Annotated in this window: 21 protein-coding genes and 1 riboswitch; all 21 genes read right to left on the reverse strand. The window is 33.5% G+C overall.

Translation table 11 applies throughout. The features are described 5' to 3' along the window. Position 1: 1 nt before the first annotated feature. Entirely contained in the window at positions 2–1195 is a 1194-nt protein-coding gene (locus HNR33_RS01680) for a phosphoglycerate kinase (RefSeq protein ID WP_429079339.1), read from the reverse strand. A 90-nt stretch (positions 1196–1285) separates the two neighbouring features. After that, the gene (gap, locus tag HNR33_RS01685) at positions 1286–2296 is read right to left on the reverse strand and encodes a type I glyceraldehyde-3-phosphate dehydrogenase (protein WP_429079340.1); all 1011 of its coding nucleotides are present in this window, start codon (positions 2294–2296) and stop codon (positions 1286–1288) included. Between the two features lie 32 nt (positions 2297–2328). Then, entirely contained in the window at positions 2329–3372 is a 1044-nt protein-coding gene (locus tag HNR33_RS01690) for a sugar-binding transcriptional regulator (RefSeq protein ID WP_429079341.1), read from the reverse strand. Positions 3373–3730: 358 nt separating this feature from the next. Continuing rightward, entirely contained in the window at positions 3731–5110 is a 1380-nt protein-coding gene (gene rpoN, locus HNR33_RS01695; RefSeq protein ID WP_429079342.1) for an RNA polymerase factor sigma-54, read from the reverse strand. Between the two features lie 276 nt (positions 5111–5386). Further along, a complete protein-coding gene (locus tag HNR33_RS01700) occupies positions 5387–6316 on the reverse strand; it encodes an ABC transporter permease (protein ID WP_429079343.1) in 930 nt (309 codons plus the stop codon). Next, positions 6317–7423, reverse strand: a complete 1107-nt coding sequence (locus HNR33_RS01705) for an ABC transporter permease (protein ID WP_429079344.1) — start codon at positions 7421–7423, stop codon at positions 6317–6319. Positions 7424–7443: 20 nt separating this feature from the next. After that, the gene (locus HNR33_RS01710; protein WP_429079552.1) at positions 7444–8949 is read right to left on the reverse strand and encodes an ABC transporter ATP-binding protein; all 1506 of its coding nucleotides are present in this window, start codon (positions 8947–8949) and stop codon (positions 7444–7446) included. Between the two features lie 140 nt (positions 8950–9089). Further along, positions 9090–10109 carry a BMP family lipoprotein gene (locus tag HNR33_RS01715; RefSeq protein ID WP_429079345.1) on the reverse strand — a complete coding sequence of 340 codons (1020 nt, stop codon included), beginning with the start codon at positions 10107–10109 and terminating at the stop codon, positions 9090–9092. Between the two features lie 219 nt (positions 10110–10328). Then, positions 10329–11513 carry a glycine/sarcosine/betaine reductase complex component C subunit alpha gene (grdD, locus tag HNR33_RS01720; protein WP_429079346.1) on the reverse strand — a complete coding sequence of 395 codons (1185 nt, stop codon included), beginning with the start codon at positions 11511–11513 and terminating at the stop codon, positions 10329–10331. 11 nt (positions 11514–11524) lie between these two features. Then, positions 11525–13063: a glycine/sarcosine/betaine reductase complex component C subunit beta gene (gene grdC, locus HNR33_RS01725; protein WP_429079347.1), complete on the reverse strand. Its 1539-nt coding sequence runs from the start codon at positions 13061–13063 to the stop codon at positions 11525–11527. A 219-nt stretch (positions 13064–13282) separates the two neighbouring features. Next, positions 13283–14593, reverse strand: coding sequence for a glycine reductase complex selenoprotein B (gene grdB, locus HNR33_RS01730; protein WP_429079348.1), 1311 nt, complete (start codon positions 14591–14593; stop codon positions 13283–13285). Positions 14594–14626: 33 nt separating this feature from the next. Continuing rightward, positions 14627–15103, reverse strand: coding sequence for a glycine/sarcosine/betaine reductase complex selenoprotein A (gene grdA, locus HNR33_RS01735; protein WP_429079349.1), 477 nt, complete (start codon positions 15101–15103; stop codon positions 14627–14629). A gap of 50 nt (positions 15104–15153) precedes the next feature. Beyond that, on the reverse strand, positions 15154–16440 hold the full coding sequence (locus tag HNR33_RS01740) for a glycine/sarcosine/betaine reductase component B subunit (protein ID WP_429079350.1): 1287 nt from the start codon (positions 16438–16440) through the stop codon (positions 15154–15156). Positions 16441–16554: 114 nt separating this feature from the next. Next, the gene (trxA, locus tag HNR33_RS01745) at positions 16555–16872 is read right to left on the reverse strand and encodes a thioredoxin TrxA (protein ID WP_429079351.1); all 318 of its coding nucleotides are present in this window, start codon (positions 16870–16872) and stop codon (positions 16555–16557) included. Positions 16873–16940: 68 nt separating this feature from the next. Next, positions 16941–17885: a thioredoxin-disulfide reductase gene (gene trxB / locus HNR33_RS01750; RefSeq protein ID WP_429079352.1), complete on the reverse strand. Its 945-nt coding sequence runs from the start codon at positions 17883–17885 to the stop codon at positions 16941–16943. 122 nt (positions 17886–18007) lie between these two features. Continuing rightward, positions 18008–18394 (reverse strand): GrdX family protein, encoded by a 387-nt coding sequence (locus tag HNR33_RS01755; protein ID WP_429079353.1) that lies wholly within the window; start codon positions 18392–18394, stop codon positions 18008–18010. Between the two features lie 146 nt (positions 18395–18540). Then, positions 18541–18643: riboswitch (glycine riboswitch) on the reverse strand. Between the two features lie 180 nt (positions 18644–18823). Beyond that, positions 18824–20428 (reverse strand): Na/Pi cotransporter family protein, encoded by a 1605-nt coding sequence (locus HNR33_RS01760; RefSeq protein WP_429079354.1) that lies wholly within the window; start codon positions 20426–20428, stop codon positions 18824–18826. Between the two features lie 169 nt (positions 20429–20597). Then, positions 20598–21068, reverse strand: a complete 471-nt coding sequence (gene trmL, locus HNR33_RS01765) for a tRNA (uridine(34)/cytosine(34)/5-carboxymethylaminomethyluridine(34)-2'-O)-methyltransferase TrmL (RefSeq protein ID WP_429079355.1) — start codon at positions 21066–21068, stop codon at positions 20598–20600. Positions 21069–21167: 99 nt separating this feature from the next. Beyond that, entirely contained in the window at positions 21168–21578 is a 411-nt protein-coding gene (locus HNR33_RS01770; protein WP_429079356.1) for a chemotaxis protein CheX, read from the reverse strand. Between the two features lie 135 nt (positions 21579–21713). Next, positions 21714–22643 (reverse strand): DUF362 domain-containing protein, encoded by a 930-nt coding sequence (locus HNR33_RS01775; protein WP_429079357.1) that lies wholly within the window; start codon positions 22641–22643, stop codon positions 21714–21716. 98 nt (positions 22644–22741) lie between these two features. After that, on the reverse strand, positions 22742–23563 hold the full coding sequence (locus HNR33_RS01780; protein ID WP_429079358.1) for a Cof-type HAD-IIB family hydrolase: 822 nt from the start codon (positions 23561–23563) through the stop codon (positions 22742–22744). Between the last annotated feature and the right edge of the window lie 11 nt (positions 23564–23574).

Below are 23574 nucleotides of genomic sequence, written 5' to 3' on the forward strand. Positions count from 1 at the left end.
CTTATTTATCATCTATAGCAGCAATCCCTGGTAAAGTTTTACCTTCAAAAAATTCTAATGATGCTCCTCCTCCGGTAGATATGTGTGTAATCTTGCTATCAAGTCCAGTCTGTTCAACTGCAGCAGCACTATCGCCTCCACCTATTATTGTAACACCACTTGCTTCAGCCATTGCTTTTGCTATAGCTTCTGTCCCTTTCGCAAAGTTAGACATTTCAAAAACACCCATAGGTCCATTCCAAACAATAGTCTTTCCATCAGCTATTATTTTAGAAAACTTCTCTATAGTTTTTTCTCCTATATCTAATCCCATCATATCTGACGGAATGTTATTTACATCAACCATCTCATGCTCTGCTTCATTTTTAAATTCTTTAGCTACAACTGTATCAACTGGTAATACAAGAGAAACACCCTTTTGTTGTGCTTTTTCTAATAAACTTTTTGCTAACTCTATCTTGTCCTCTTCAACTAATGAATTTCCTATTTCTAAACCTTGAGCTTTTAGGAAGGTAAACATCATACCTCCACCTATAAGTAAGCTATCAACCTTGTCTAAAAGGTTCTCAATAACACCTATTTTATCTGATACCTTTGCGCCGCCTAATATAGCAATAAAAGGCTTCTCTGGGTTTGACATAGCCTTACCCATAACTTCTATCTCTTTCTTAACTAAATAACCAGCTGCAGAAGGTAAGTGGCTGCTAACCCCTACATTTGATGCGTGGGCTCTATGTGCAGTTCCAAATGCATCATTTATGAAAACATCACCTAGTGATGCTAATTCTCTAGAAAAATCTTCTCCATTTTTTTCTTCTTCTTTTCTATATCTAGTATTTTGAAGTAAAACTACATCTGAATCTTTCATACTATTTACTATTTCTATTGTTTTTTCACTTACTACTAAATCGTCATCTGCGAATGTAACTTCTTGATTTAAAAGATCACTTAATCTTTTTGCTATTGGCTTAAGGCTATATTTTTGATTTGGCTCTCCTTTTGGTCTCCCAAAATGCGACATTACTATCGCTTTTCCACCATTCTCTATTATGTATTTAATTGTAGGTAGTGCACCTGTTATTCTTCTATCATCAGTAATTTCACCATTCCCATCCATAGGAACATTAAAATCACATCTTACTAAAACTCTCTTCCCTCTAATATCCATATCTTCAATAGTCTTTTTATTAAGCATATTTACCCTCCTTACTGCTTGCGTCAGTTTCTGATAAATAGTTTAAAATTCCGGATTAATAGCTAAGCCATTAATCCGGTTTTTAGTCAATTACATACCTTTATTTGCTATATATCTTGCAAGATCAACAACTCTTGCTGAATATCCCCACTCATTATCATACCATGAAACTATTTTTACCATATTGTCTATAGCCATAGTAGATAGTCCATCGATTATTGATGAATGTGGATCTTTTTTGTAGTCAACTGATACTAATGGTTCGTCTGAATAACCTAGTATTCCTTTTAATTCTCCTTCTGCTGCTTCTCTAAGTGCATTGTTAATTTCTTCGGCTGTTGCTGGTTTTTCAACTTCGAATACTACGTCTACAACTGATACAGTTGGTGTAGGAACTCTCATAGCAAAACCGTTTAATTTACCCTTAAGCTCTGGGATAACTAGAGCTACTGCTTTAGCAGCTCCTGTTGTTGTTGGTATAATTGATTCAGCTGCTGCTCTAGCTCTTCTTAGATCTTTATGGTTTCCGTCAAGTATTCTTTGATCATTTGTATATGAATGCACTGTTGTCATTAAACCCTTTACTATACCAAACTTATCTAATACAACCTTTGCAAATGGAGCTAGACAGTTAGTTGTGCATGAAGCATTTGAAATAATGTGATGATTTTGAGGGTCATAATCTTTTTCATTTACACCCATAACTATAGTTATGTCTTCATTTTTTGCAGGTGCAGTAATTAAAACTTTTTTAGCACCAGCTTTAATATGCTTTGAACAGCTTTCTTTATCTCTAAACTTACCTGTAGCCTCTACTACAAGATCTATTCCTAGTTCTGCCCATGGTAGTTTTTCAGGATCTCTATCGTTTACAATTTTTATTTCATGTCCATTTACTACTATGCTATTTTCTTTTGCTTCAACAGACCCTTCAAACTTACCAAAACAAGTATCATATTTGAATAGGTGTGCTATACTTGCAGGGTCTCCAGAATTATTTATTGCAACTACCTCGATTTCTTTAACATTATCCTCCATAGCAATTCTTAAAACATTTCTTCCAATTCTTCCAAAACCATTAATAGCAACTTTAATTGACATCATAATTCCTCCCTTAATTATATTTAGTATATTTAGCTACTTATTGTAGCATTATCAACCAATTCTAAAATCTTCTTTGCTGCTCCTTCGTCAGTTATAAGAACCATGTTTTTATGCAGTGTACTTATTGATATAATTGCTTCAGCTTTTTCTTCTCCACTTGCTACACCAATTACTGTCTCAATATTCTTAAAATCAAATAGAGAAAGTCCTACTGTACTAGTCTCACACACAATCTCACCTTTTGTATTAAAATAATAACCAAAAGCTTCTGCTACAGCCCCATTATTCTTTAAATCATTAATCTTTTCATTAGTTAAATGTCTTCTTTCTGCCATAACATCAGCCCTACCAATACCAAAAACTAGTATGTTTATATTTTTGATAATATCTACTACTTCTTTAATCTCTGGTATACTAAGCAATGTTGCTAAAGCGTCTTTTTCAATATTATCTGGAACATGAAGCAGTTTATAGTTACCTCCTAGTTTTTGAGCTAGTTTAGCAGCTATATTGTTTGCTTGAGTTTCAACATTTTTTCCTAGTCCTCCTCTGGCTGGTAGTACTAAAATATCCCTATTCCCTTTTTCTTGATCCATTTCATCCGCTACCTGAGCCATTGTAGTTCCACCTGTAATACCAATAATATTTCCATCTTTAATAATCTTTTTTATAAATGCTGAGGTAATTTTACCAATATCCTTTATTATTAGATTATCCATATCAGAGTTTCCAGGTACAATGAAGACATTGCTTATATTAAGTTCCTTCTCTAGAGCTTGTTCAAGAGAATTTAAGCCCTTTAATCTATGTATGTATTCTTTTAAATCATCTATAATCTGTTTACCTTCTTCTGTAACATTCATACCCATAGATTCGATTTCTAATAACCCGTGTTGCTTTAAGATATTTACTTCTGTCCTAATGACCCTTTCACCTACATTTAAACTATTAGCAAGTGCTCTACGTCCTATAGGCTGATTATAATATATGTTTCTCAATATATTGTATCTCTTTTCTAAGATTTCAGTCATTTCGGGTATAATCTTTTTTTGCAATTCTAGTAAATCTTTCATATAGAACACTCCTTATGGACATATTCTGTCCTAGATGTCAGAATTCGACCCGCACAAACCGTACATTAACCTACCCAACAACATTATTATGCACATTATGTTAGTAATTTATAATATAAACAATGCATGGTCATTTAAAGTCCCGGTTTATTGTTCTGCGTCCCACTACTTACATAAAAAATTCCTATACTTAGATTATAATTAATACAACTCAAAAATTCAATAGCTTATAGGTTTTTTTTTTATATTTTTAAAAAAATAGCCAACTTTTTCTTTCAATTTACCCTCTTAATTTAATAGAATAGTGCACTAAGAAAGTAAATTAAGTGTAAAAATTGACTATCTTTATATTACACTGTTAAAATCTTCTTCTTCCTGACGATGATGGTATACCAAGTTCATCCCTGTATTTTGCCACTGTTCTTCTAGATATATCTATACTTTTAGCCTTTAATATATTAACAATCTGTTGATCACTAAGTGGTTTTTTTTGATTTTCATTGTCAATTATTTCTTTAATCATGGATTTAATACTAGTTGATGAAATTCCGCCTTCATCACTTCCAACTCCACTTGAAAAGAAAAATTTGAGTTCAAAAATACCTCGTGGAGTTTGAATATACTTGCCATTAGTTGCTCTGCTTACAGTGGATTCATGTACTCCTATATCCTCAGCAACATCTTTTAAAGTAAGAGGTTTTAAAGATTTTTTACCTTTGTCAAAAAACTCTAGTTGAAACTTTAATATAGATTCAACAACCTTATATATAGTCGTTCTCCTTTGTTCAATGCTTTTAATTATCCACATTGCTGAATTAAGTTTACCATTTAGGAAGTTTGAAATATTCTCATCCTCAGTTCTAGTCAAAAGTTGCTTATAGAAGTTATTAATAATAAGTCTAGGTGCTGTTACATCATTTACACTTATCACATATTCACCATCAACATATTGTAAGACAACATCAGGAGTAACATATTTTATGTCGTCACTATCATGAGCAAATCCTCTTCCTGGTTTTGGTTCCAAAGATTTGATCAAGTCACATATCCATTGAACATTTTTCAGATTAATATTCAAGGTTTTAGAAATTTTAGACAACCTATTTTGTGCTACATCCTCTAAGTGGTTGTTTACTATTTCATACACATCAGGATCTGTAACTCCCCTAACTTTTAATTGTATTAAAAGACATTCTTTTAAATCTCTTGCCCCTACTCCAGCTGGATCAAATGTTTGGATTATTTGAAGTATTTTCTCAACCTCTGATACATCAATATCAAGTTGAGCAGCAATATCTTCTAATGAATTATTCAAATATCCGTTTTTATCAATACTTTCGATTATAAACTCTCCAACTCTTTTTGCACTATTTTCGAAAATTGATAAATGTAGTTGAAATAACAAATGCTCCTTTAAAGATGTCTGTGCAGATATATAGTTTTCAAATGAGGTTTCCTTATTCTCATTTTTACTTGTGTTTCTATAGCTGATATCATCATATTGACCTAAATATTCCTTCCAGTCAATTTCTTCAATCTTACTATTTATTTCTTCAATATTTTCCTCATTTCTTTGATCACCATCTATTTCAAGCAAAGGATTTATCTCAACTTGTCTATCTAGATATTGCCATAATTCTTGACTGGTGAACTGTAGCATTTGTATGGCTTGTCTCAATTCGGGGGTCATTATTAACTTTTGTGCCTGTTCTAATGTTAAGTCAAAACCTAGCCTCATATGGCTCACTCCCAGTTTTAAGATTTTTATTATATCATGCTTCTCATTCTATTATATCATAAGCCCTTATAATAACATTATAGCAGAAAACGATGTCAATCATCAAAACTATTGTAGTTATTTCGACTTTTTTTGATAAAATCCTCTTTTCGTTTTAAATCTTTCTTTAATTATATTATATTCTTTTATATTCAAAATATACTTTTCTTAACTAATGAAAAAAAGGCTTTAAATCATAAGATTTAAAACCTTTTAGAATTTACTTAATTCGTTATACTATTTTTCTCCTTTTTCATAAGGAATTCCACCTGATGCTGGTCCTACTGCCTTTCCAACTACTCCAACTAAAGCAAGTACAGTAGCAACATAAGGAATAGATTGCAAAAACTCTGAAGGTATAAAGCCTAATCCAATTGAAGAAGCTTGAATCTGAATAGCTTCTGTCAATCCAAAGAATAAACTTGCTAGTAAAGCTCCCACTGGATGCCATTTACCAAATATCATAGCAGCTATTGCAATGAAACCTTTACCTGCAGTCATACCTTCTCTAAACAAACTTATAGTACCTAATGATAACGCAGCTCCAGCCACGCCAGCAAGAGCACCACTTATCATCACACAGATATACCTAATTTTATATACGTCTATACCAACAGTATCTGCAGCTCTTGGATGCTCTCCTACAGCCCTAACTCTTAAACCAAATGGAGTTTTCCAAAGCACATAATATGAAACTGATACCATTACTAGCGCTAAGTAAACAAATGGTGTTAGCTCAGCAGCTATATTTCCGATGATAGGTATACTCTCTAAAAACTTAAATGGATTTTGAGTTAAAGAGTTCTTTATTGCATCTGTTTGACCAGATCTATGCCATACTAATTCTAATAAGTATGCTGCAAAGCTTGCTGCTAGAAGATTTATTGCAACTCCTGTTACTGTTTGATCTGCCCTTAAATGAATAGCTAAAACAGCAAGTATAAGTGACGTAAGAACACCTACAACTAATGCTCCTAATACACCTACCCATGGCATGCCAGTAAATTTTGTAATTAATATTGCAAAGAAAGCTCCCATTATCATTATACCTTCTAAAGCAATGTTAAACACTCCAGAACGTTCAGAAAAAACTCCACCTAATGATGCTAATATAAGAGGCGTTGCTAGTCTTAAGGCAGAAGCAATTATAGCTAATACTACTACCATCTATGCCACCTCCTCAGATTTGCTCTTTTTAGCTTTAATTTTAGATATATATTTTAATATTTGCTCACCTGCAATGAATATAATAATAACTCCTTGAATAATACCTACAACTTCCTGAGGAATACCTGCTATTTGCATTTTTCTTGCACCATTGCTTAGTATTCCAAAAAGTAATGCACTTATTAGTACTCCTAATGGATGGTTCTTACCTACTAATGCAACTGCTATTCCAGTAAACCCATATCCAGGTGATGCAGGAGCCATGTCAACCTTATATGTTAGCCCAGCTATCTGAGTAGCACCTGCTAGACCTGCAAATGCTCCTGAAATTAGCATAGAAAGCACCAAGTTCTTAGTAATACTAATTCCTCCATATTCAGCAGCAAGTGGACTTTGCCCAACAGATCTAATTTCATAGCCTAGGGTTGTTTTAAATAGTATAAGGTAAGCTATGAAAGCACAAATTATCGCTATAAATATACCTGTATGAACACTAGAGTGTCCGAATACGCTTATCCATTCATTAAGCTTTGTCAGCTTAGCGGTATCAGGAATCAATACTGTATGAGCCTTATTCGCAGCCCCTTGAAGTGTTGAAGGGTTCAAAGCAGTTCTAACGAAATAGTTACTTACATGTAAACTCGTGTAGTTTAACATTATGGATGTTATAACCTCGTGAACTCCTAATTTAGCTTTTAAAAATCCTGTAATCCCAGCCCAAACAGCACCACCAAGAGCACCAAATAACAAAACAATTAGTACTAATAAGAATGGCGGCAAGTCTCTAAATATATACGCAGCTGCTACAGTAGAAATTGCACCTATTACATATTGACCTTCTGCTCCTATATTAAACAGACCGCATCTAAAAGCAAATGAAATAGCTAGTCCAGTAAATATAAGAGGAGTAGTTTTCAATAGTGTTTCTCCTATTCTGCTAATACCACCTAAGCTTCCACTAAATAGCGCACCATATGCAACTATAGGATTATTTCCAGACAAAATTATAAAAATAGCTCCAATAATAAAAGATAAAAGTACAGCCAACATAGGAAATTTGACATTTTCTATAAATATCTTAAGTCTACTATCTTTTTCATTACTCATCATATCACCTCTTTCTATTGTTACTGACTATCTAATTTTCCTCCTGCCATCATGATACCAAGCTTCTTCTCAGTAGCATCTTCGGCATTGAGTATTCCTACTATTTTACCATCATATATTACGGCTATTCTATCAGCTAGAGCCATAACTTCATCAAGCTCTAATGAAACTAACAATACTCCTTTGCCACTGTTTCTCTGGTCAACAAGTCTCTTATGAACAAACTCTATGGCTCCTACATCTAAGCCTCTTGTTGGTTGTGATGCAATTAGAAGTGCTGGATCTCTGTTTAATTCCCTTGCAATAATAACTTTTTGTTGATTACCACCTGAAAGTGATTTCGCTGTAACTTCTTCGCTAGGTGTTCTAACATCAAACTCACTAATCAAATCTTTAGCATGTTCATGTATCATATTATAATCCATAATGCCATTTTTACTAAATGGTTCTTCATGGTGATTTCCTAGTATCATATTTTCGGCTAGAGAGTGGCTTAGTACAAGTCCTCTTTTATGTCTATCTTCTGGAATATGCCCTACCCCACTTTCAATAACTTCTCTAGTAGATGCTTTTGTAATATCTTTTCCGTTAATTTTTATGCTTCCTCCAACAGCAGGTCTTAAACTAGTAAGTACTTCTACAAGTTCAGTTTGCCCATTTCCATCTACTCCTGCAATCGCTAAAATTTCTCCTGCTTTAACCTCAAAATCAATGCCTTGTATAGCAGGAAGTCCTCTGTTATCTTTTGCCTTAAGTCCTTTAACTTCTAGTATTGTGTGTCCAGTTTCTACCTTTTCTTTTTCCACTACTAAATTTACCTTTCTTCCTACCATAAGCTCTGCCAGTTCATCAGTATTTGTGTCTACAGTATTAAGAGTATCAATAACTTTGCCTCTACGAACTACTGTTACCCTATCACTCATAGACATAACTTCTTTAAGTTTATGAGTTATTAGTATTATAGATTTTCCTTGACTTTTCAAGCTATCGAGTATTACCCCTAGTTCTTCAATTTCTTGAGGAGTAAGAACTGCTGTAGGCTCGTCTAATATTAGTATATCCGCACCTTTATAAAGAGCTTTTAATATTTCGACTCTTTGCTGCATTCCAACAGAGATATCTTGAATCTTGGCATTTGGATCTACTGCTAAACCAAATTCATCAGATATCTTCATAACATCTTTAATTGCTTTTTTCATATCTAATTTAAGACCTTTATGCTTAGATGGTTCAGTACCTAATATGATATTTTCAGCAATTGTAAAAGGAGGCACTAGCATAAAGTGCTGATGCACCATACCAATACCGTTTTCTATAGCAACATTTGGGTCCTTTATTTTATTAAGCTCACCGTTTATATATATTTCCCCAGAAGTAGGTTGATATAGACCGTATAATATATTCATTAAAGTTGTCTTGCCCGCTCCATTCTCTCCTAATAAAACATGTGTTTCGCCTTTTTTTAAAGAGAAGTTTACATTATCGTTAGCAACAACTCCAGGGAATATCTTAGTTATATTCTTCATTTCAACAACATGAGACAAAATTATTCCCTCCTTAGATATAATTAAGGCCAGATGGTATACATCTGACCCTAATATTATACCCGTAATATTTTATAGTTTCAACTCTTTCGCATATTTTACAGAATTAGGCTATTAATACATTATATTTGTGGTATTTCAAACGAATTAAATTCATCCTCTGTTGAAGGAACAGCTATCTTTCCATTAATAATAGCTTCTTTGTATTTGTCAGCAGCATCTTTTAAATCATCAGTTAAATTGCCAGCTTTATCACTATAGCCAACTCCATCATTTTTTAAGTCATAAACAAAGTTTTTGCCTTCAAATTTGTTTTCTTTAACTAATTCAGTTATAGCAAATGTTGATGTATCAACTCTCTTTATCATAGAACAAAGAACGTTTTCAGGTGCTAAATCAGATTGATCTTTATCAACACCTATAGCCCAGAAACCTTTTTCTTCAGCAGCCTGTATTAAACCAACTCCAACTGCACCAGCAGCATGATAAATAACATCAGCGCCCATTTGATTTTGTGCTAATGCGATTTCTTTTCCTTTTGCAGAATCCTCAAATGAATCTGCATAGTTTACTATAACTTCTGCATCTGGGTTTACAGCTTTTACACCAGCTCTAAATCCATACTCAAATTTTTGAATAGTAGGGAATTTCATTCCACCTATGTATCCAACTTTATTAGTTTTTGTTGTCATACCAGCTATTACGCCTACTAGGAATGAACCTTCATGCTCAGCAAAAGTCAATGAAGCCACGTTAGGAATTGGCTGTCCATTTTCGTCTAAAATAACTGCATCAACTACAGCGAATTTTTGCTCTGGGAATTGCTTTGCTGCATCCTTCATAGTTGTTTCAAACAAGAAACCTACACCTATTATTAGGTCTATCTTCTCTTCAGCAAAACTTGTTAGGTTTGGACCATAATCATCTGCAGTTTCAGATTCAAGAACTTTTCTTTCAATCTTTAAGTCTTTTTCAGCTTTTCCAAGTCCATCCCAAGCTGAATCATTGAATGATTGGTCTCCTAGTCCACCTGTATCAGTAATCATTCCAACTGTAAGCTTTTCCCCACTACCTGCACAGCCTACTGCTAGTGATAATACTAGAGTAGTCACTAATAATAAACTTAATATTTTCTTCAACATAAAGCTCCTCCTTTAGATTATATTGATGTACTACTGTAACATGTTATTACAGCAATAAATTATATATTCTATGCAAATCGTGAAAACCCTTCTTTAGAACTACTAAAATTTATTAATTTTACTTAACTTTACTATATAAACCTACTTTTATTAATATATTCAATTTAAGCACCCAACAGAACAAAAATCCTGGGTATATACCCAGGATTTTTAAGATCATTAACAAGGATCAGACTCTTTAGTTACATATCCTGCTTTTGCTAATACTTCTACTGCTTTATCAAGCTTGGATTCATTAACCATTACTATTGGTCCAGTACAACCCATTCCACTTTCAGCATATATACCATTTTTCCATAAAGCTAAAACTGCATCCTCAAGCTCCATGATATCTACACCAGATATTGAACCAGTAACTACTTCTTTTTCTGGTGCTGTAACTTCACCTTCATCTTCTTTGCTTTCTTTTTTTGTGTCTTTTTTGAGTCCTTTTAATATGTCGGCAAACTTTGCTTTATTTGCATTAGCAAATTCTGCTTTAGATATATTTATTACTTTTCCTTTAGCTAAATCAGCCGCAAAAGAAATTGCGTTTGCTACAACAGGCACTCCTGAAGCTCTAGAAAGAATCAATATAGTTCTTTCATATCCTTCACCTATACCAGGACCATATCCATAACCCATAGCTTCATAGTCGCCACCAGTTGTATATGAAGAAAATACCTTCATAAGTAGATTACCAGTCAATGAATCAGTAACCATTACATTTGGTGTTCCAGCTAATAAGTCATTTCCTCTCATTACAGAGCCACCATCTGCTCTCATAGATTCAGCAAACTCTAGGTCATAGCCATTAGCTTTTAATTCTTTAAGTGCTCTTTCTACCTGTCTTGCACCATCAACATTTAGAATACCTACGGTTGGTCTTTCTATACCCATTGCTTTAGCTGTTACTATACCATATAAAGCATTTTTAACCATACCTTCTACTCTATGTGCTGATGATGTTCCTGTAGTTGTTGCAATAAACATTTCCTGACCTTTTCCTGGAGTAACTACTCTACCTACTGTTGATACTCCGATAGGAAAGTTATAGTGCATTGTAACAGCACTTTGTATTTCTCCACTATCTAATAGCTCTTCCATTTTTCTATGCTGCTCATCTTCAGTGTTAGCTTCATATATTTTTAACTCAGTTTCAACCTTTGGTCCAATCAATACGACTTCAACAGAAGAGTCCCTTTTTTGAGCAGCTTCAGCGCCTTTAACGATGTTCTCAACACCATGCTCGCTGCCTAGTACAGTAATACCTACTCTTACTTTTTGTCCGAATTGACCAGTTTCAACTGCATCAGCTATGTCATTGAATACCTTACCAATGATATTTTTAATGTTTTCTGACATTGATATCACCTCTAATTTCCTAATAGATGTGACGCAAATTCTCTCATTGCCTCTGCTACTAGTTTTTTAACTTCTTCTTCAGATACTCCTTTGCCATCATCTACTTTACCGCTATTTTTCTCTATTACGATAGAAACACCGTCAAATAGATTTGTCATACGTCCTAAGAATAAGCTTCCTTTACCAACAATCATAGCTTTATTTATTTCATCATTTAACATAGCTTCTCTAGCAAATCCTACATATGGAACTCCTGATGGAATATGTCCTTGTGTTGGAGCCCATCCTGGTAAACCGTGCTTATCTCCAAATGTTGCAACATCAGCTCTTTCTAACTCGCCTCTTTTTACTCCTAGTGCTGCAATCATTTTGTAGTTAGAAGCTGGAACGTCTCCTGCTCCTGCTGGTTTAGTTATATCAGGATTTTGCATTTCAACAGAGTATTTATCTATATCAGTTATTTTTAAGTTTCCTTTATCTAAAGGCATTGTTATAAGTGAAGTTATAACAGCTTGTGGTGATGAACCAGTTCCTACAGTGTGACGTCCTACTAAGTCAGTTCTTAGTACTGGGTTTACTCCGTCATTTTTGCTTACAAGTATTGCAAATCCACCAAGTGCATCCTCTAGTATAGGTAAACCCTTTTTAACATGGTCTTTACCATTCATACCTAATTTAGCTGATGCCCCTCCTGCTACAAGAACAACATTGTCATAAACACCTGCTTGTACTAACGCAGAAGCTTCAATCAATGAATGTGTTGGTGCAGCACAGAAGCCTCTTGTGTCTGAACCTGTAGCGTTATTACATCCAGCAATTTCTGCTATTGATTTTGCAAAGTTACCGCCACCTCTTTGGTTCATATCTCCACATGCTTCTTCTGAACATTCAATTACATATTCTACTGAATTTGCATCAATATTATTCTTATCAAGTAAATTTAATAACGCTAAAACTCCTGATGCTTTAACAACTAGATTTTCAAAAATTGTATGAGCATTCAAATTGATATCTATTTCATGAGCTCTTTTAACGCAACCAATTAATTCATTGTTATGATATATTGGCTCAGCATGTTGTTCTTCAACTAATTTTTTAATATCTGCAACTTCTTCGCCATCTTTTATCTTAGCTACTAACTCATCACTAATAAGTGGATGACTAGTTAATTTCTCTTTTACTGTTTCAGTAAATGCTTTTTCAAGTTTTACAAGATCAAAAGCATCACAAATTTTCATTAGACCTATAAATTCATCTTGTGGCATTATTTCACCATATTTACCAAATCTATCAGCGCCTTCAATTTTTCTTTCACACCAAGGCATTTCATATTTAGCTAAATCTTGTGGTGTTAATGAACCTATATAAGTTTGGTTAGGTGGATAACTTACTACATCTTCAAAGCTACGAAGATGTTTTGGTAACTCTTTTAAATAATCTGAATTTGGATTGATGATTCTCTCTGAAGTTTGTGTTGTACCATTATGAATCACCATATCCGGTGTATGAACTAATATATAACCTGCACCTTTTACTACTGGGAATGACATAATATTCACCTCCAAATATTTTAAAAAATATTCTTAATCTATAATTAAGAATAAAAATATACATGCATAAAAACAATCTCAAACAAGTCGCAGCTCGCAGCTACAGACAACATAGTCTATATCTGCATATAGCTATCATACCTTATAAATGGGTGATGAATGAACATCACCCATTTTTATCTTTGCAGCTGCCAGCTGCGAATCGCAGCTAGCAAAGAATTACTGTTCAAAAACAGTTTGACCGTCTACTTCAGTTTCAAGAGCTTTAAGTGCTTTTTCAACAAGCTTTCTTCTTAAAGCTTTTTCTTCTGTTTTGTCTAAACTTGGATTTCCAAGTGGGTGTGGTATAGCTATAGTTGGAACTATTCTATTCGCACCTACTGTTAATGATATTGGCACTACTGTACACATATGAACAACTGGAATACCAGCTCTTTCAATTTCTTTAACCATTGTTGCACCGCAACGTGTACAAGTACCTCAGGTAGATGTTAGTATAACTGCATCTACTCCATCAGCTTTTAACTCTTTTGCAAACTCTGCAGCAAAAGCCTTTGAACTAGCAACAGCTGTACCATTCCCAGTTGTTGTATAGAAGTATCTGTGAAGTTCACCAATTCTTCCTTCTTTTTCAAGATCTCTTAAAACATCAACTGGTATAACTCTATCAGCATCATCATTTGCATATGTTGGGTCATATCCACCATGTGCAGTTTCATGAGTTTCAGATGTTAAATCGTTGAACCCTGCTATATCATATTTTCCATATTTAGAAGCACTTGATGATTCGATATGATCTGGATTACCTTTTGGCACAATACCACCAGAAGTAACTATAGCTATTTTAGCTTTAGATAAATCCTTAACTGCTGGGTTAGGATCTACTCTATCAAAATCTGGCATAGGGAACTCAGTAACATATTCTTCTCCTTTAAGCTTCTTGATAATCATCTCAACAGCTCTTTCAGAACCTCTCTTATCAGCGAAAAGATTCTTTCTGATCCCTCTTGAAATATATCCTGCTTCTTCTGGAGTTCCTATTTCTTCACCCCTAGTTAATTTTAATGCAAGACTAGCCATTGTTTTAACTGCTGGTCTCATACCTGCAGCATTGTTTTTAGTAGAAACAATGTGAACGCTCTTCTTGAACATATCAGCACCAGGATTTTCTATATACATACCTGTTAATACAGGGATTCCTAATTCATTTTTTACAGCTTCAGTAATTGTTCCGCATGCAACTCCATATCTTCCTGCATTAAATGCTGGGCCTGCTATGAATAAATCTGGGTTGTATTTTTTAACCATGTCAATTACTTCCGCTTTAGCTTGTTCTAAGTTTTCATTAAAGTAAGAGTCACCACAGATTATAGTAGCAACTATTTCAGCCTCATCACCGAAATTCTTGCTAAACTCAAGTCCTGGTCCTACAACGCCTTCTCTTACTTCTGGTTTGTAGTCAGCTTTTTCTTCTCCACCTATACCAGCGAAGAATTGGTTTATATAATGAACAACTTTTATTTTACTCATTAGTTTCCCCCCTCTCGTATTTTTGGGTTTTTTTTAGTCATTAAATTTACAGAATTCGCTTCTTATTCCGCTTACTTCACTAATTATATCATCAACATCAAGAACCATTTCCATCATACCGATTTGCTCGTCATATACTTCAGCATCTACTTCGTTTTTGAATTCTGGTTCTACAACATGGTATACTCTAAGTCCTAACTGGACTCCTGCTAATGGACCTGCAAACGTTGGGTCTCCAGCTGTAACTGTTTCAGCTGCTAATCCTGCAGCTTCACCTTCAGCAGCGCCTAATAATACAACCATATTTTCAGCGCCGTGCTTTTCAGTTAAATCCTTAACCCTTTGTTGATTTTCTAAGTCCATTGCTCCTGCAGCAGTTCAGACAAAACACTCAGTTGATGCAAAAACTATTTCTGCACCAGTTGACTTAAGACATTCTTCAACCGCTGGAGCTGGAATACCATCTCTATCGCCTATCACGATAACTTTTTTACCGTCAAATAGTCCCATCATTACACTTCCTTTCACATATTTATTCTGTTATATTTCATACTATATTATTAGAATCCTCTAGCTGTTAGTTTATTGAAGCCCATTTCATTTGTTGCACCAGTTATAGCTTGTAACTCAACAACAATTGAACCGTCTTCTTGTAAACTTCCATCGAATCCACCAGCAATAGTATTAACTGGCTCAAGGTATCCTATTACTTTATCTAATTTAGGTAATACGATAACTTCATTTGCATTACCACCTGTAACAACTGCATCTGCTAACGGATCAGCATCTGCTAATGATTGAGATGCTCCATCTCTTCCAGCATATTCATCTGTTACAATTACAGTTTTTATACCTTTTTGTTCAATTTTCTTACAGTTCATTATTAAGTCAGTATCAGGGTTACCAAAACCTTCTTGAGATATGATAACTCCATCTACTCCAAGGTATTCCGCTAATTTAGCTGACCAGTTTGATGATCTCTCTTTATCAGCTAGATAAACGTTCTCATTTGTAATTATTACACCAACAAAATTTAATTCTTTACCATGCTTTTCAAATAAATCATGGATTATTGGGTTGTTTAAGTGGTGATATGTTGTATTCTTGTCACAAGAAGATACACAGTTACCACTGATTATTGCTCCATCCATTAATTCAGTTGGGTTAATTAGTGTAGATATTGTTTGCTTTGCATCAACGCCATATACATAAGTATCATGCATTAAGCCTTGACTTTGAAGCATTAACACATAAGCTACCTTTGGAAGATTTGGATACTTCTCAACGCTTTTTAATAATGGTAAAGACTCATAAGTTTTTACTTCGTCTGGTGTTACATTTTTTGCTGCGTTTCCTAAATAAGTTGCAGCTTTAAGTCCTGCCATTCTCAATGCTTTCTCATGCTCATGTTGTTTTAATCCATCTTTTGGTTGACAAACTAAAACCACATTGTTAGTTTTTGAAAATGGTGTGTAATCTGCTCCTGTTCCAGTCATATCAATGATACCTTCTTGGAACGCAACTACTTTACCTGTTGTTACAACTGCAGCGCCTTTTAGTACGTGAGTTCTACCCGTACCAACTGTTTCAACCTTTGATAGTACTCCTGGGAAAATCCCTCCAGGTCCTTCTACCTTAACTCTTGGCTCGATTACATCCTTAACTGGAGTAATCCTTACGCTCTCACCTGGTCTTGCTAACTCTACATCGACACTCTTTATGTTTTCGTCGTCACTTACTTGTGCAATAAGTTCTTCTTTATTAACATATAAAGTGCCATTTTCTACTTTTGTCTCACTACCAAATTGTACATCTTTGATAAAAACATTACCTAATTCTAGGCGCATAGAGTTCACCTCCTCTTAATATTCCACTTATGTTTTTCAAAACATATATTTATTGTAACCCTAGATAATAGAATTTATAATCTCTATTATCTAGGTGAGTTACCAATTCAAATACTAAATGTATTTTTGAATCATTGCTTCAATATTTGCTGGTGTAGCATCATCTTTAACTAATTCTTCTACTTTTGCACCATCTTTGTATATAGCTATTACAGGTAATCCTAATATTTTTTGTGATATAGCTAATCTTCTAGCTTTTCCTGTATCCAGCTTAGTAAATTTCATTTTGTCACCATATTTTTCTGAAAGCTCAGCAACATGTGGCATTAAAGCTTTACATGGCTCACAGCCTTCACTCCAAAAATCAACCAATACATAACCTTCTGCCTTTAAAACTTCTTGTTCAAAAGTATCTTTATCAACTGCTAACATCGAAATCCCTCCAGAATATTATTTTTTTATTTTAAACTTAAATTAATTAAAATTAACTTATCTTACTATTATTCATGAAATGCATTTTCAATATATTTTTCAGCTTGAACAGCTGCTATTGCACCATCAGCAGTAGCTGTTACAACTTGTCTCAAAGATTTTACCCTACAGTCTCCTGCTGCAAAAACTCCAGGTATATTTGTCTTCATATTGTCATCAGTTATAACATAACCATTTTCCATATCTATAACACCATTGAATAAATCTGTCACAGGCTTATATCCAACAAAGACAAAGATTCCAAAAGTACCATCGTTCTCATCTGCAACAATCTCAGTTTCTTCACCAGTTTTACGATTTTTTAAGATCATTGATTCAACTACACCATCACCTTTGATTTCTTTAACTTCAGAATCCCAGATGAAGCTCATTTTCTCATTCTTGAAAGCTTTTTCCTGGATTGATTTAGCTGCTCTTAATTCATCTCTTCTATGTACTATAGTAACTTTTCTTGCGAATTTAGTTAAGTACATAGCTTCTTCAACTGCTGAGTCTCCACCACCTATTACATATACTTCGAAGTCTGTAAAGAAGTCAGCATCACAAGTTGCACAGTAAGATACGCCTTTTCCTGTAAGTTCTTTCTCACCTGGACATCCTATTGGTCTTGGTTTTGCACCAGTAGCTATGATAACACTTTTTGCTTTATATTCGCCTTTTGCGCCTTTTAAAACTTTAACTTTGTCATTTAATTGTATTTCTTTTATTTCATCAAGAACTCTTTCTGCACCAAATTCTTCAGCTTGTTCAACCATTCTAGCTATTAATGATGGTCCAGTTGCATGCTCTACTGAACCTGGATAATTTGCAACTTCTTCTGTAGTAACAATCTGTCCGCCTGCTTTTTCTTTTTCAAGAATTAACGTTTTCATTTTTGCCCTTGCTGCATATAAACCTGCTGCTAAACCTGCTGGGCCTGAACCAATTATTACAACGTCATAGATATTTTCCATTTTCACCACTCCTTAGCATTTTTTAGTTGTATTATACCCATATAATCGAGTATTTAACAAGTATATGTTATTTTTAAAAATATATATCAATCTAAATTTAACCAGTAGATAGTGTTTTTATACTATATGTCTCTACTTAAAGTGTTTTGAATTAGTGAATAATCAACAGCTTGAAAATCATCTAAAGCTTTTTGATTCCAGTTTGGAGTTTTCATATCTTTAATGAATTTATTAGCTGTCTGTATACTGCTTTCAATTATCATAACTGAATCAACATCTAAACTACCTTTATCTTTTGATACGATTATTGTCTTATATGGAGTTTCATTAGGTTTTAAACTGCTTGATAGAGGATGTGATAATAATTTATGTCCAACATGTATCCTATCTCTTACAATTTCAAGAATTTTCAAGTAACCCACTTCATGAAATTCCACTTGATATTCAGCTGAGTAATTTTTAAAGACTAAAGGATTATTTGTAATCAAAATCTTAGACAAATACTTCACTCCTTATTTTAATGAAAACGTATTTTTAAACACAAAAAAACAGAATAGAGATGACATTATTATGTGCCTCTCTACTCTGTTCTAAACCTGAGAGATTCTTCTTTTTCAAGAGTTGCTCCTTCGGTGCTTTTGGCTTTCCAGAGTACTGTCAAAACACGGTCCTTTTGCCTGAGAGTTTCACTATATGTGGCAAGCATATAATTTACTCCTTCGGCGCCAAATTAAATTGGTCTCTTCCGCATCTTTCACCCAGCTATATTCATATTATGTTTTGTTAAATAAAAATCAAAGTTGTTTCTTACCCATATTATAATATATTATTTTTCTATATACAATAGCTAATTTATTTTTTTTATCTATATTTCGATAATTTTTTTATTAGCATTTGTTAATTATACATATTGACATGAATAAACTCATTTTTTTGTACTATTCTATAGCGTCTAAAATATATAATGCAATATTAGATGAATGGTCTGCAACTCTCTCTAAGTTGCTTATGACATCTAAAAATACAATACCTGAACTTGGTTGACAAGTCTGTGAATTTAGCCTTTCAATGTGATGTGCTCTGTATTGTTTTTCCATTATGTCTATTTCGTCTTCAGAACCAATAACTTTTCTTGCTATATTTGGATCAGCCGTTTTAAAAGCAAGCAAAGCATTCTTGTATATGTTTTCTACTTTATCAAACATGATTTTTAACTCATCTAATGCTGTATCAGTAAACCAAAGCTTGTTATCGATCCTATATTGAGCGAGTTCAGCAATATTGTCAGCGTGGTCACCGACACGCTCAATATCATTAATAGCATGAAACAATGTTGTAACAGTTGCATGCTGTTCATTAGTAAGAGGTGCATTTGAGAGCTGTATCAAATATTGAGTAATTTCTTTTTCTATCTCATTAATTCTTTTCTCTTCTTCGAAAACTTTCTTAGTTAGTTTCTCATCTTTAAAATAAAAGGAATCTATTGAATTTTTAAAGTTGTTTTGTACCATTTTTCCCATTCGTAATACTTCTTTTGATGCTTGACCTACTGCGATAGATGGTGTTTCAATGATTCTTGTATCAAGATACTTAAGTCCTTGCACGTCTTCATCGTCATCACCTTTTATAAGCTTATTAGCTGCAATAACAAGAAAACCTGCAAATGGGAACTGAATAAAAACATTTGTTAAATTAAAGAAGGTATGAGCGTTTGCAATTTGTCTTTGTATGTCATTTGGAGAAAGATACCTTACTAATTCTTGTATTGGATATTTTAGAACTACCATAAAAAGTATTGTACCAACTAGATTGAATAAGAAATGCATAAGTGCTGCTTTTTTGGCTGTCTTGCTAGCTCCAATACTTGACAATAATGCAGTTGTTGTTGTTCCTATATTGTCACCAAACAGAATCGGAAAAGCCATATCAATAGTTATAAATCCTTGACTTGCCAATGCTAGTAACAATCCTATGGAAGCACTACTACTTTGAACTATAGTTGTCAAACCAAATCCTACTAAAATTCCTAAAAATGGATTGTTAAGACTCTTAAGTATGTCTGAAAATGTCTGGGATTTACTAAGAGGTTTTAAATGATTTGACATAAAATCCATACCAATAAATAATATACCAAATCCTATCATTATTTCTGCTATTTCCTTATATTTCTTTTTAGATGAAAATAACCAAATAGCTACTCCAATAGCTACAACTACAGGAGCAATATCTGTCAGTTTAAAAGCAATAAGCTGTGCTGTAATAGTTGTACCAAGATTGGCTCCCATTATTACTCCTACAGCTTGACTCAAATTCATTAAACCTGCATTAACAAAACCAATAACCATAACCGTAGTAGCACTACTACTCTGAACAACCATAGTAACTATAGTACCTACAATAACTCCCATGAATCTGTTGTTCGTTAGGACCTCAATAAGCTTCTTTAGCTTTTCACCAGCTGCTTTTTGAAGGCCTGTCCCCATTAGATTCATCCCATACAAGAAAAGTCCCAGTCCACCAAGAACACCAAAAGCTACTTGCATATTATTTATTCCTCCTAAAAAGTTATTTAGATTATCAATGAAAACACCATATAAATAATAATACATATTAGGACACATTTTGTTAAATCCATGTTAAATTTGTTAACATATAAATAAAATTGTAAAATCTATATTAAATATGCCAGTAAAAACAAGCAGTTAACTATATTTATTTCAAGTTAGGATAATTAATTTGTCTTAGAGCCTCATATAAAATAATAGCTACTGAATTTGAGAGATTTAAGGATCTAGCTCTTTCATTGTCAATCATAGGTACTCTCATTGTTTGCTCTTTATATTTGGCAAGTAGGTCCTTAGGCAATCCCGCTGTTTCTTTACCAAACACCAAAAAACAACCATCCTCAAACTTATGCTCTGAGTGATTTTTACTTCCCTTTGTGGTTGCAAAATAAAATTTGCTATCATCGTTTTTCTCAAGAAGTTCATAAATACTATCATAGTAATAAACCTCAAGAAGATCCCAATAGTCTAGTCCCGCTCTTTTTAAATGCTTATCATCTAGTGAAAAACCAAGTGGCTTTACTAAATGAAGTGATGCTCCAGTAGCAGCACAACTTCTTGCAATATTGCCAGTGTTTTGTGGGATTTCTGGTTCTACCAGCACAATATTTAAAGACATTTTCATTCCCCCTATTTTCCAATATTATTAATACAATTTACATTTTTCGTTAAGGCCAACGTTAATGATTTTACTAATCTTTCTTAATAAAGTCAATTATTAATCATCAACATACTTATCTTTACTATTTGATAATTGTAAATAAACTAGCATTTTACCGTGTTGCGCTTCAAATGGAATACAGATTATTTCCTGGTCAATACTTGAATACTCTATGTTCTCTCCATTAATGATACACATGGATACAATATTAACCGATACCCCGCTATCAAATAAACTAATACATGAATTGCCTATTATAAGTTTGCATAGCTCAAAGACAGACTTTTTTACCTGTTCATCTAATGTTACAACCATATTACCCAACATCTTAGAAGAAAAATACATGGCAAGATTCTGAGTAAATCCAACTATTATTTGACCCGATAGTATACCTGTTACTCCAATTACAACATTAATACAACTCCCTAGAATCAAGTTGTTTGTTACATAAGGCTTCATCTCACTCATATGTATATTTACTAATTGCCTAATCGTTTCTTTTGTGTTTTTTATAAGCGAATTTGTTAATTGTAAGGTAGTAATATTTATCCCTCCAGTTAAATTATAACATTAAGCTATAGCATAGTATAACTTAATGTCATTTTATCTATTACCATGCAAAGGCTTTATTCCACTCTTATCTAGTACAACCTCTTGACCATATGCTATTTGACTAAAAATCTTTTCAGCTTCTTTCAATTCTATTCCTTTCATCTCAACGTTTTCAAGCTGTGCTTCTCCAACTCCAATACGATATAGTTTATACAAATAGCTAATTGCTTGTGGTAAGAACCCCAGCAATCGTGCCGCAGTAGCATCACATGCAACAGGATCAGTACCAGATATAACTAGTCCAGGAGTATCTACTGCCTTTCCATCTGAAGGACCCGTTCCAATCATAGTCTTATCCACACTTATAATTGTCAGATCAATAGGTATTTTCTGAATAATAGCTGCAATAAATCCATGCAAGTCTTCATGTATACCTAGGTTTTTTTTAGGAAACCCATGAATTTCAGCTGGTGGCCATCCAAGAGCTATATTTTTTATCCCTGCACTCATAGTTGCCTCTTCATGTACCTTTAACTGTGTAAAAGAAATCAACACATCAAAATTGTTATACAATGAACTAATTTTTGTAAAAGAAGGATTTTCATGATCTAACTGTATTTCTACATAAGGTCCATAGTTTAAGTCAACAAATTTGACCTCATTATTTTTTATTACTTTATCATATCCTACATATTTCATCACTTTGTCTGTTGGGTCTCCTCCAGAACCAGTTGCTATCGTTATCTCAGATGGTTCATAGCCTTTTACTATTTTAATTAGCATATCAAGTGTTTCTGGACCTACTACAGTGCCAGTATATGCAGGCTTAGCCTTAACCCAATTAGGAGTTATTACGACTCTATCACCTTTTTTAATAATTCTATCCATAGGTATATTGTTTAAACATTCCTTAAGTGACATCTCTTCTCTAAGATTTTTAGTTATTGAAACTATTGGTTCATTAACTCTTCTGCTTCTCATTTACTCACCCTCCTAATAAAAATAGACCCTAAAGTATTACCTTTAGAATCTATTATTTATTATAGGTCATTTATTTATTCAGTTTAAAAACGTCAAAGTTATAAAACTAGATTCTCTATAGCTTTTCCGACCCCATCATTATCATTAGTATCTGTTACAAGGTCAGCAATTTCTTTGATTTCGATTTCTGCATTACCCATAGCTACAGAAACTCCTGAGTATTTGAACATAGACGCATCATTATAATTATCACCTATTGCTATTACTTCTTCACTTCTTATATCTAATATTTTGCACAAATTATATAATGCATTACCTTTTGAGACTTCTTTGTTCATTACTTCAACATTATTATGCCATGAACTTACAATTTCGATATTGTTATTATCCTGAATTATTTCTTTAAAGTTTGATAACTTTGATTTATCCTCGTCTATTAATACCATTTTATATATTTCAGGTTTTTTATCTTTTAACAATTGAGTTAGGTTCTTATCTATATGTATATTAATCCTGTCTTCCGGCTTTTGTCTATTATTCCATTCATAATATTTTCGAGAGCTATATTTTAGTTCTCTTACGTAAAAGTTCTGGTTATCATATAGATGACAATACATACCATGTTCTTCTGCTGCATTCAGTATCTCAATGCAATCATCTAATCTCATAGGATTATCATATAATACATTATTTTTGTTGTATTCGCTTATAAAAGCTCCATTACATGCAATTATAGGCGTTGTTATTCCTAACAGTTTAGCATAATACTTTGCGGAAGTAAATATTCTACCAGTAGTTATAACTATATTGACACCCTTTTCTGAAGCTGACTTTATAGCTACTTTATTTCTTTCTGATATTTCATGTTGGCTATTAAGTAATGTTCCATCCATATCAATTGCTATAAGTTTATATTTCATTAAATCACCTT

The organism is Brassicibacter mesophilus, from assembly GCF_050433385.1.
Classification (GTDB): Bacteria; Bacillota; Clostridia; order Tissierellales; family Proteiniboraceae; genus Brassicibacter; species Brassicibacter mesophilus.

Coding starts and splice junctions, on each gene's coding strand:
- HNR33_RS01770 (WP_429079356.1), bottom strand. CDS start 21,578: ATGAGTGAGATGAAGCCTTATGTAACAAACAACTTGATTCTAGGGAGT.
- HNR33_RS01775 (WP_429079357.1), bottom strand. CDS start 22,643: ATGAGAAGCAGAAGAGTTAATGAACCAATAGTTTCAATAACTAAAAAT.
- HNR33_RS01700 (WP_429079343.1), bottom strand. CDS start 6,316: ATGGTAGTAGTATTAGCTATAATTGCTTCTGCCTTAAGACTAGCAACG.
- trxB (WP_429079352.1), bottom strand. CDS start 17,885: ATGGAAAATATCTATGACGTTGTAATAATTGGTTCAGGCCCAGCAGGT.
- HNR33_RS01760 (WP_429079354.1), bottom strand. CDS start 20,428: ATGCAAGTAGCTTTTGGTGTTCTTGGTGGACTGGGACTTTTCTTGTAT.
- trxA (WP_429079351.1), bottom strand. CDS start 16,872: ATGTTAGCAGTTGATAAAGATACTTTTGAACAAGAAGTTTTAAAGGCA.
- grdD (WP_429079346.1), bottom strand. CDS start 11,513: ATGTCAGAAAACATTAAAAATATCATTGGTAAGGTATTCAATGACATA.
- HNR33_RS01680 (WP_429079339.1), bottom strand. CDS start 1,195: ATGCTTAATAAAAAGACTATTGAAGATATGGATATTAGAGGGAAGAGA.
- grdC (WP_429079347.1), bottom strand. CDS start 13,063: ATGTCATTCCCAGTAGTAAAAGGTGCAGGTTATATATTAGTTCATACA.
- HNR33_RS01705 (WP_429079344.1), bottom strand. CDS start 7,423: ATGAGTAATGAAAAAGATAGTAGACTTAAGATATTTATAGAAAATGTC.
- HNR33_RS01710 (WP_429079552.1), bottom strand. CDS start 8,949: ATGAAGAATATAACTAAGATATTCCCTGGAGTTGTTGCTAACGATAAT.
- gap (WP_429079340.1), bottom strand. CDS start 2,296: ATGTCAATTAAAGTTGCTATTAATGGTTTTGGAAGAATTGGAAGAAAT.
- HNR33_RS01740 (WP_429079350.1), bottom strand. CDS start 16,440: ATGCGCCTAGAATTAGGTAATGTTTTTATCAAAGATGTACAATTTGGT.
- HNR33_RS01780 (WP_429079358.1), bottom strand. CDS start 23,563: ATGAAATATAAACTTATAGCAATTGATATGGATGGAACATTACTTAAT.
- HNR33_RS01715 (WP_429079345.1), bottom strand. CDS start 10,109: ATGTTGAAGAAAATATTAAGTTTATTATTAGTGACTACTCTAGTATTA.
- trmL (WP_429079355.1), bottom strand. CDS start 21,068: ATGTCTTTAAATATTGTGCTGGTAGAACCAGAAATCCCACAAAACACT.
- HNR33_RS01690 (WP_429079341.1), bottom strand. CDS start 3,372: ATGAAAGATTTACTAGAATTGCAAAAAAAGATTATACCCGAAATGACT.
- rpoN (WP_429079342.1), bottom strand. CDS start 5,110: ATGAGGCTAGGTTTTGACTTAACATTAGAACAGGCACAAAAGTTAATA.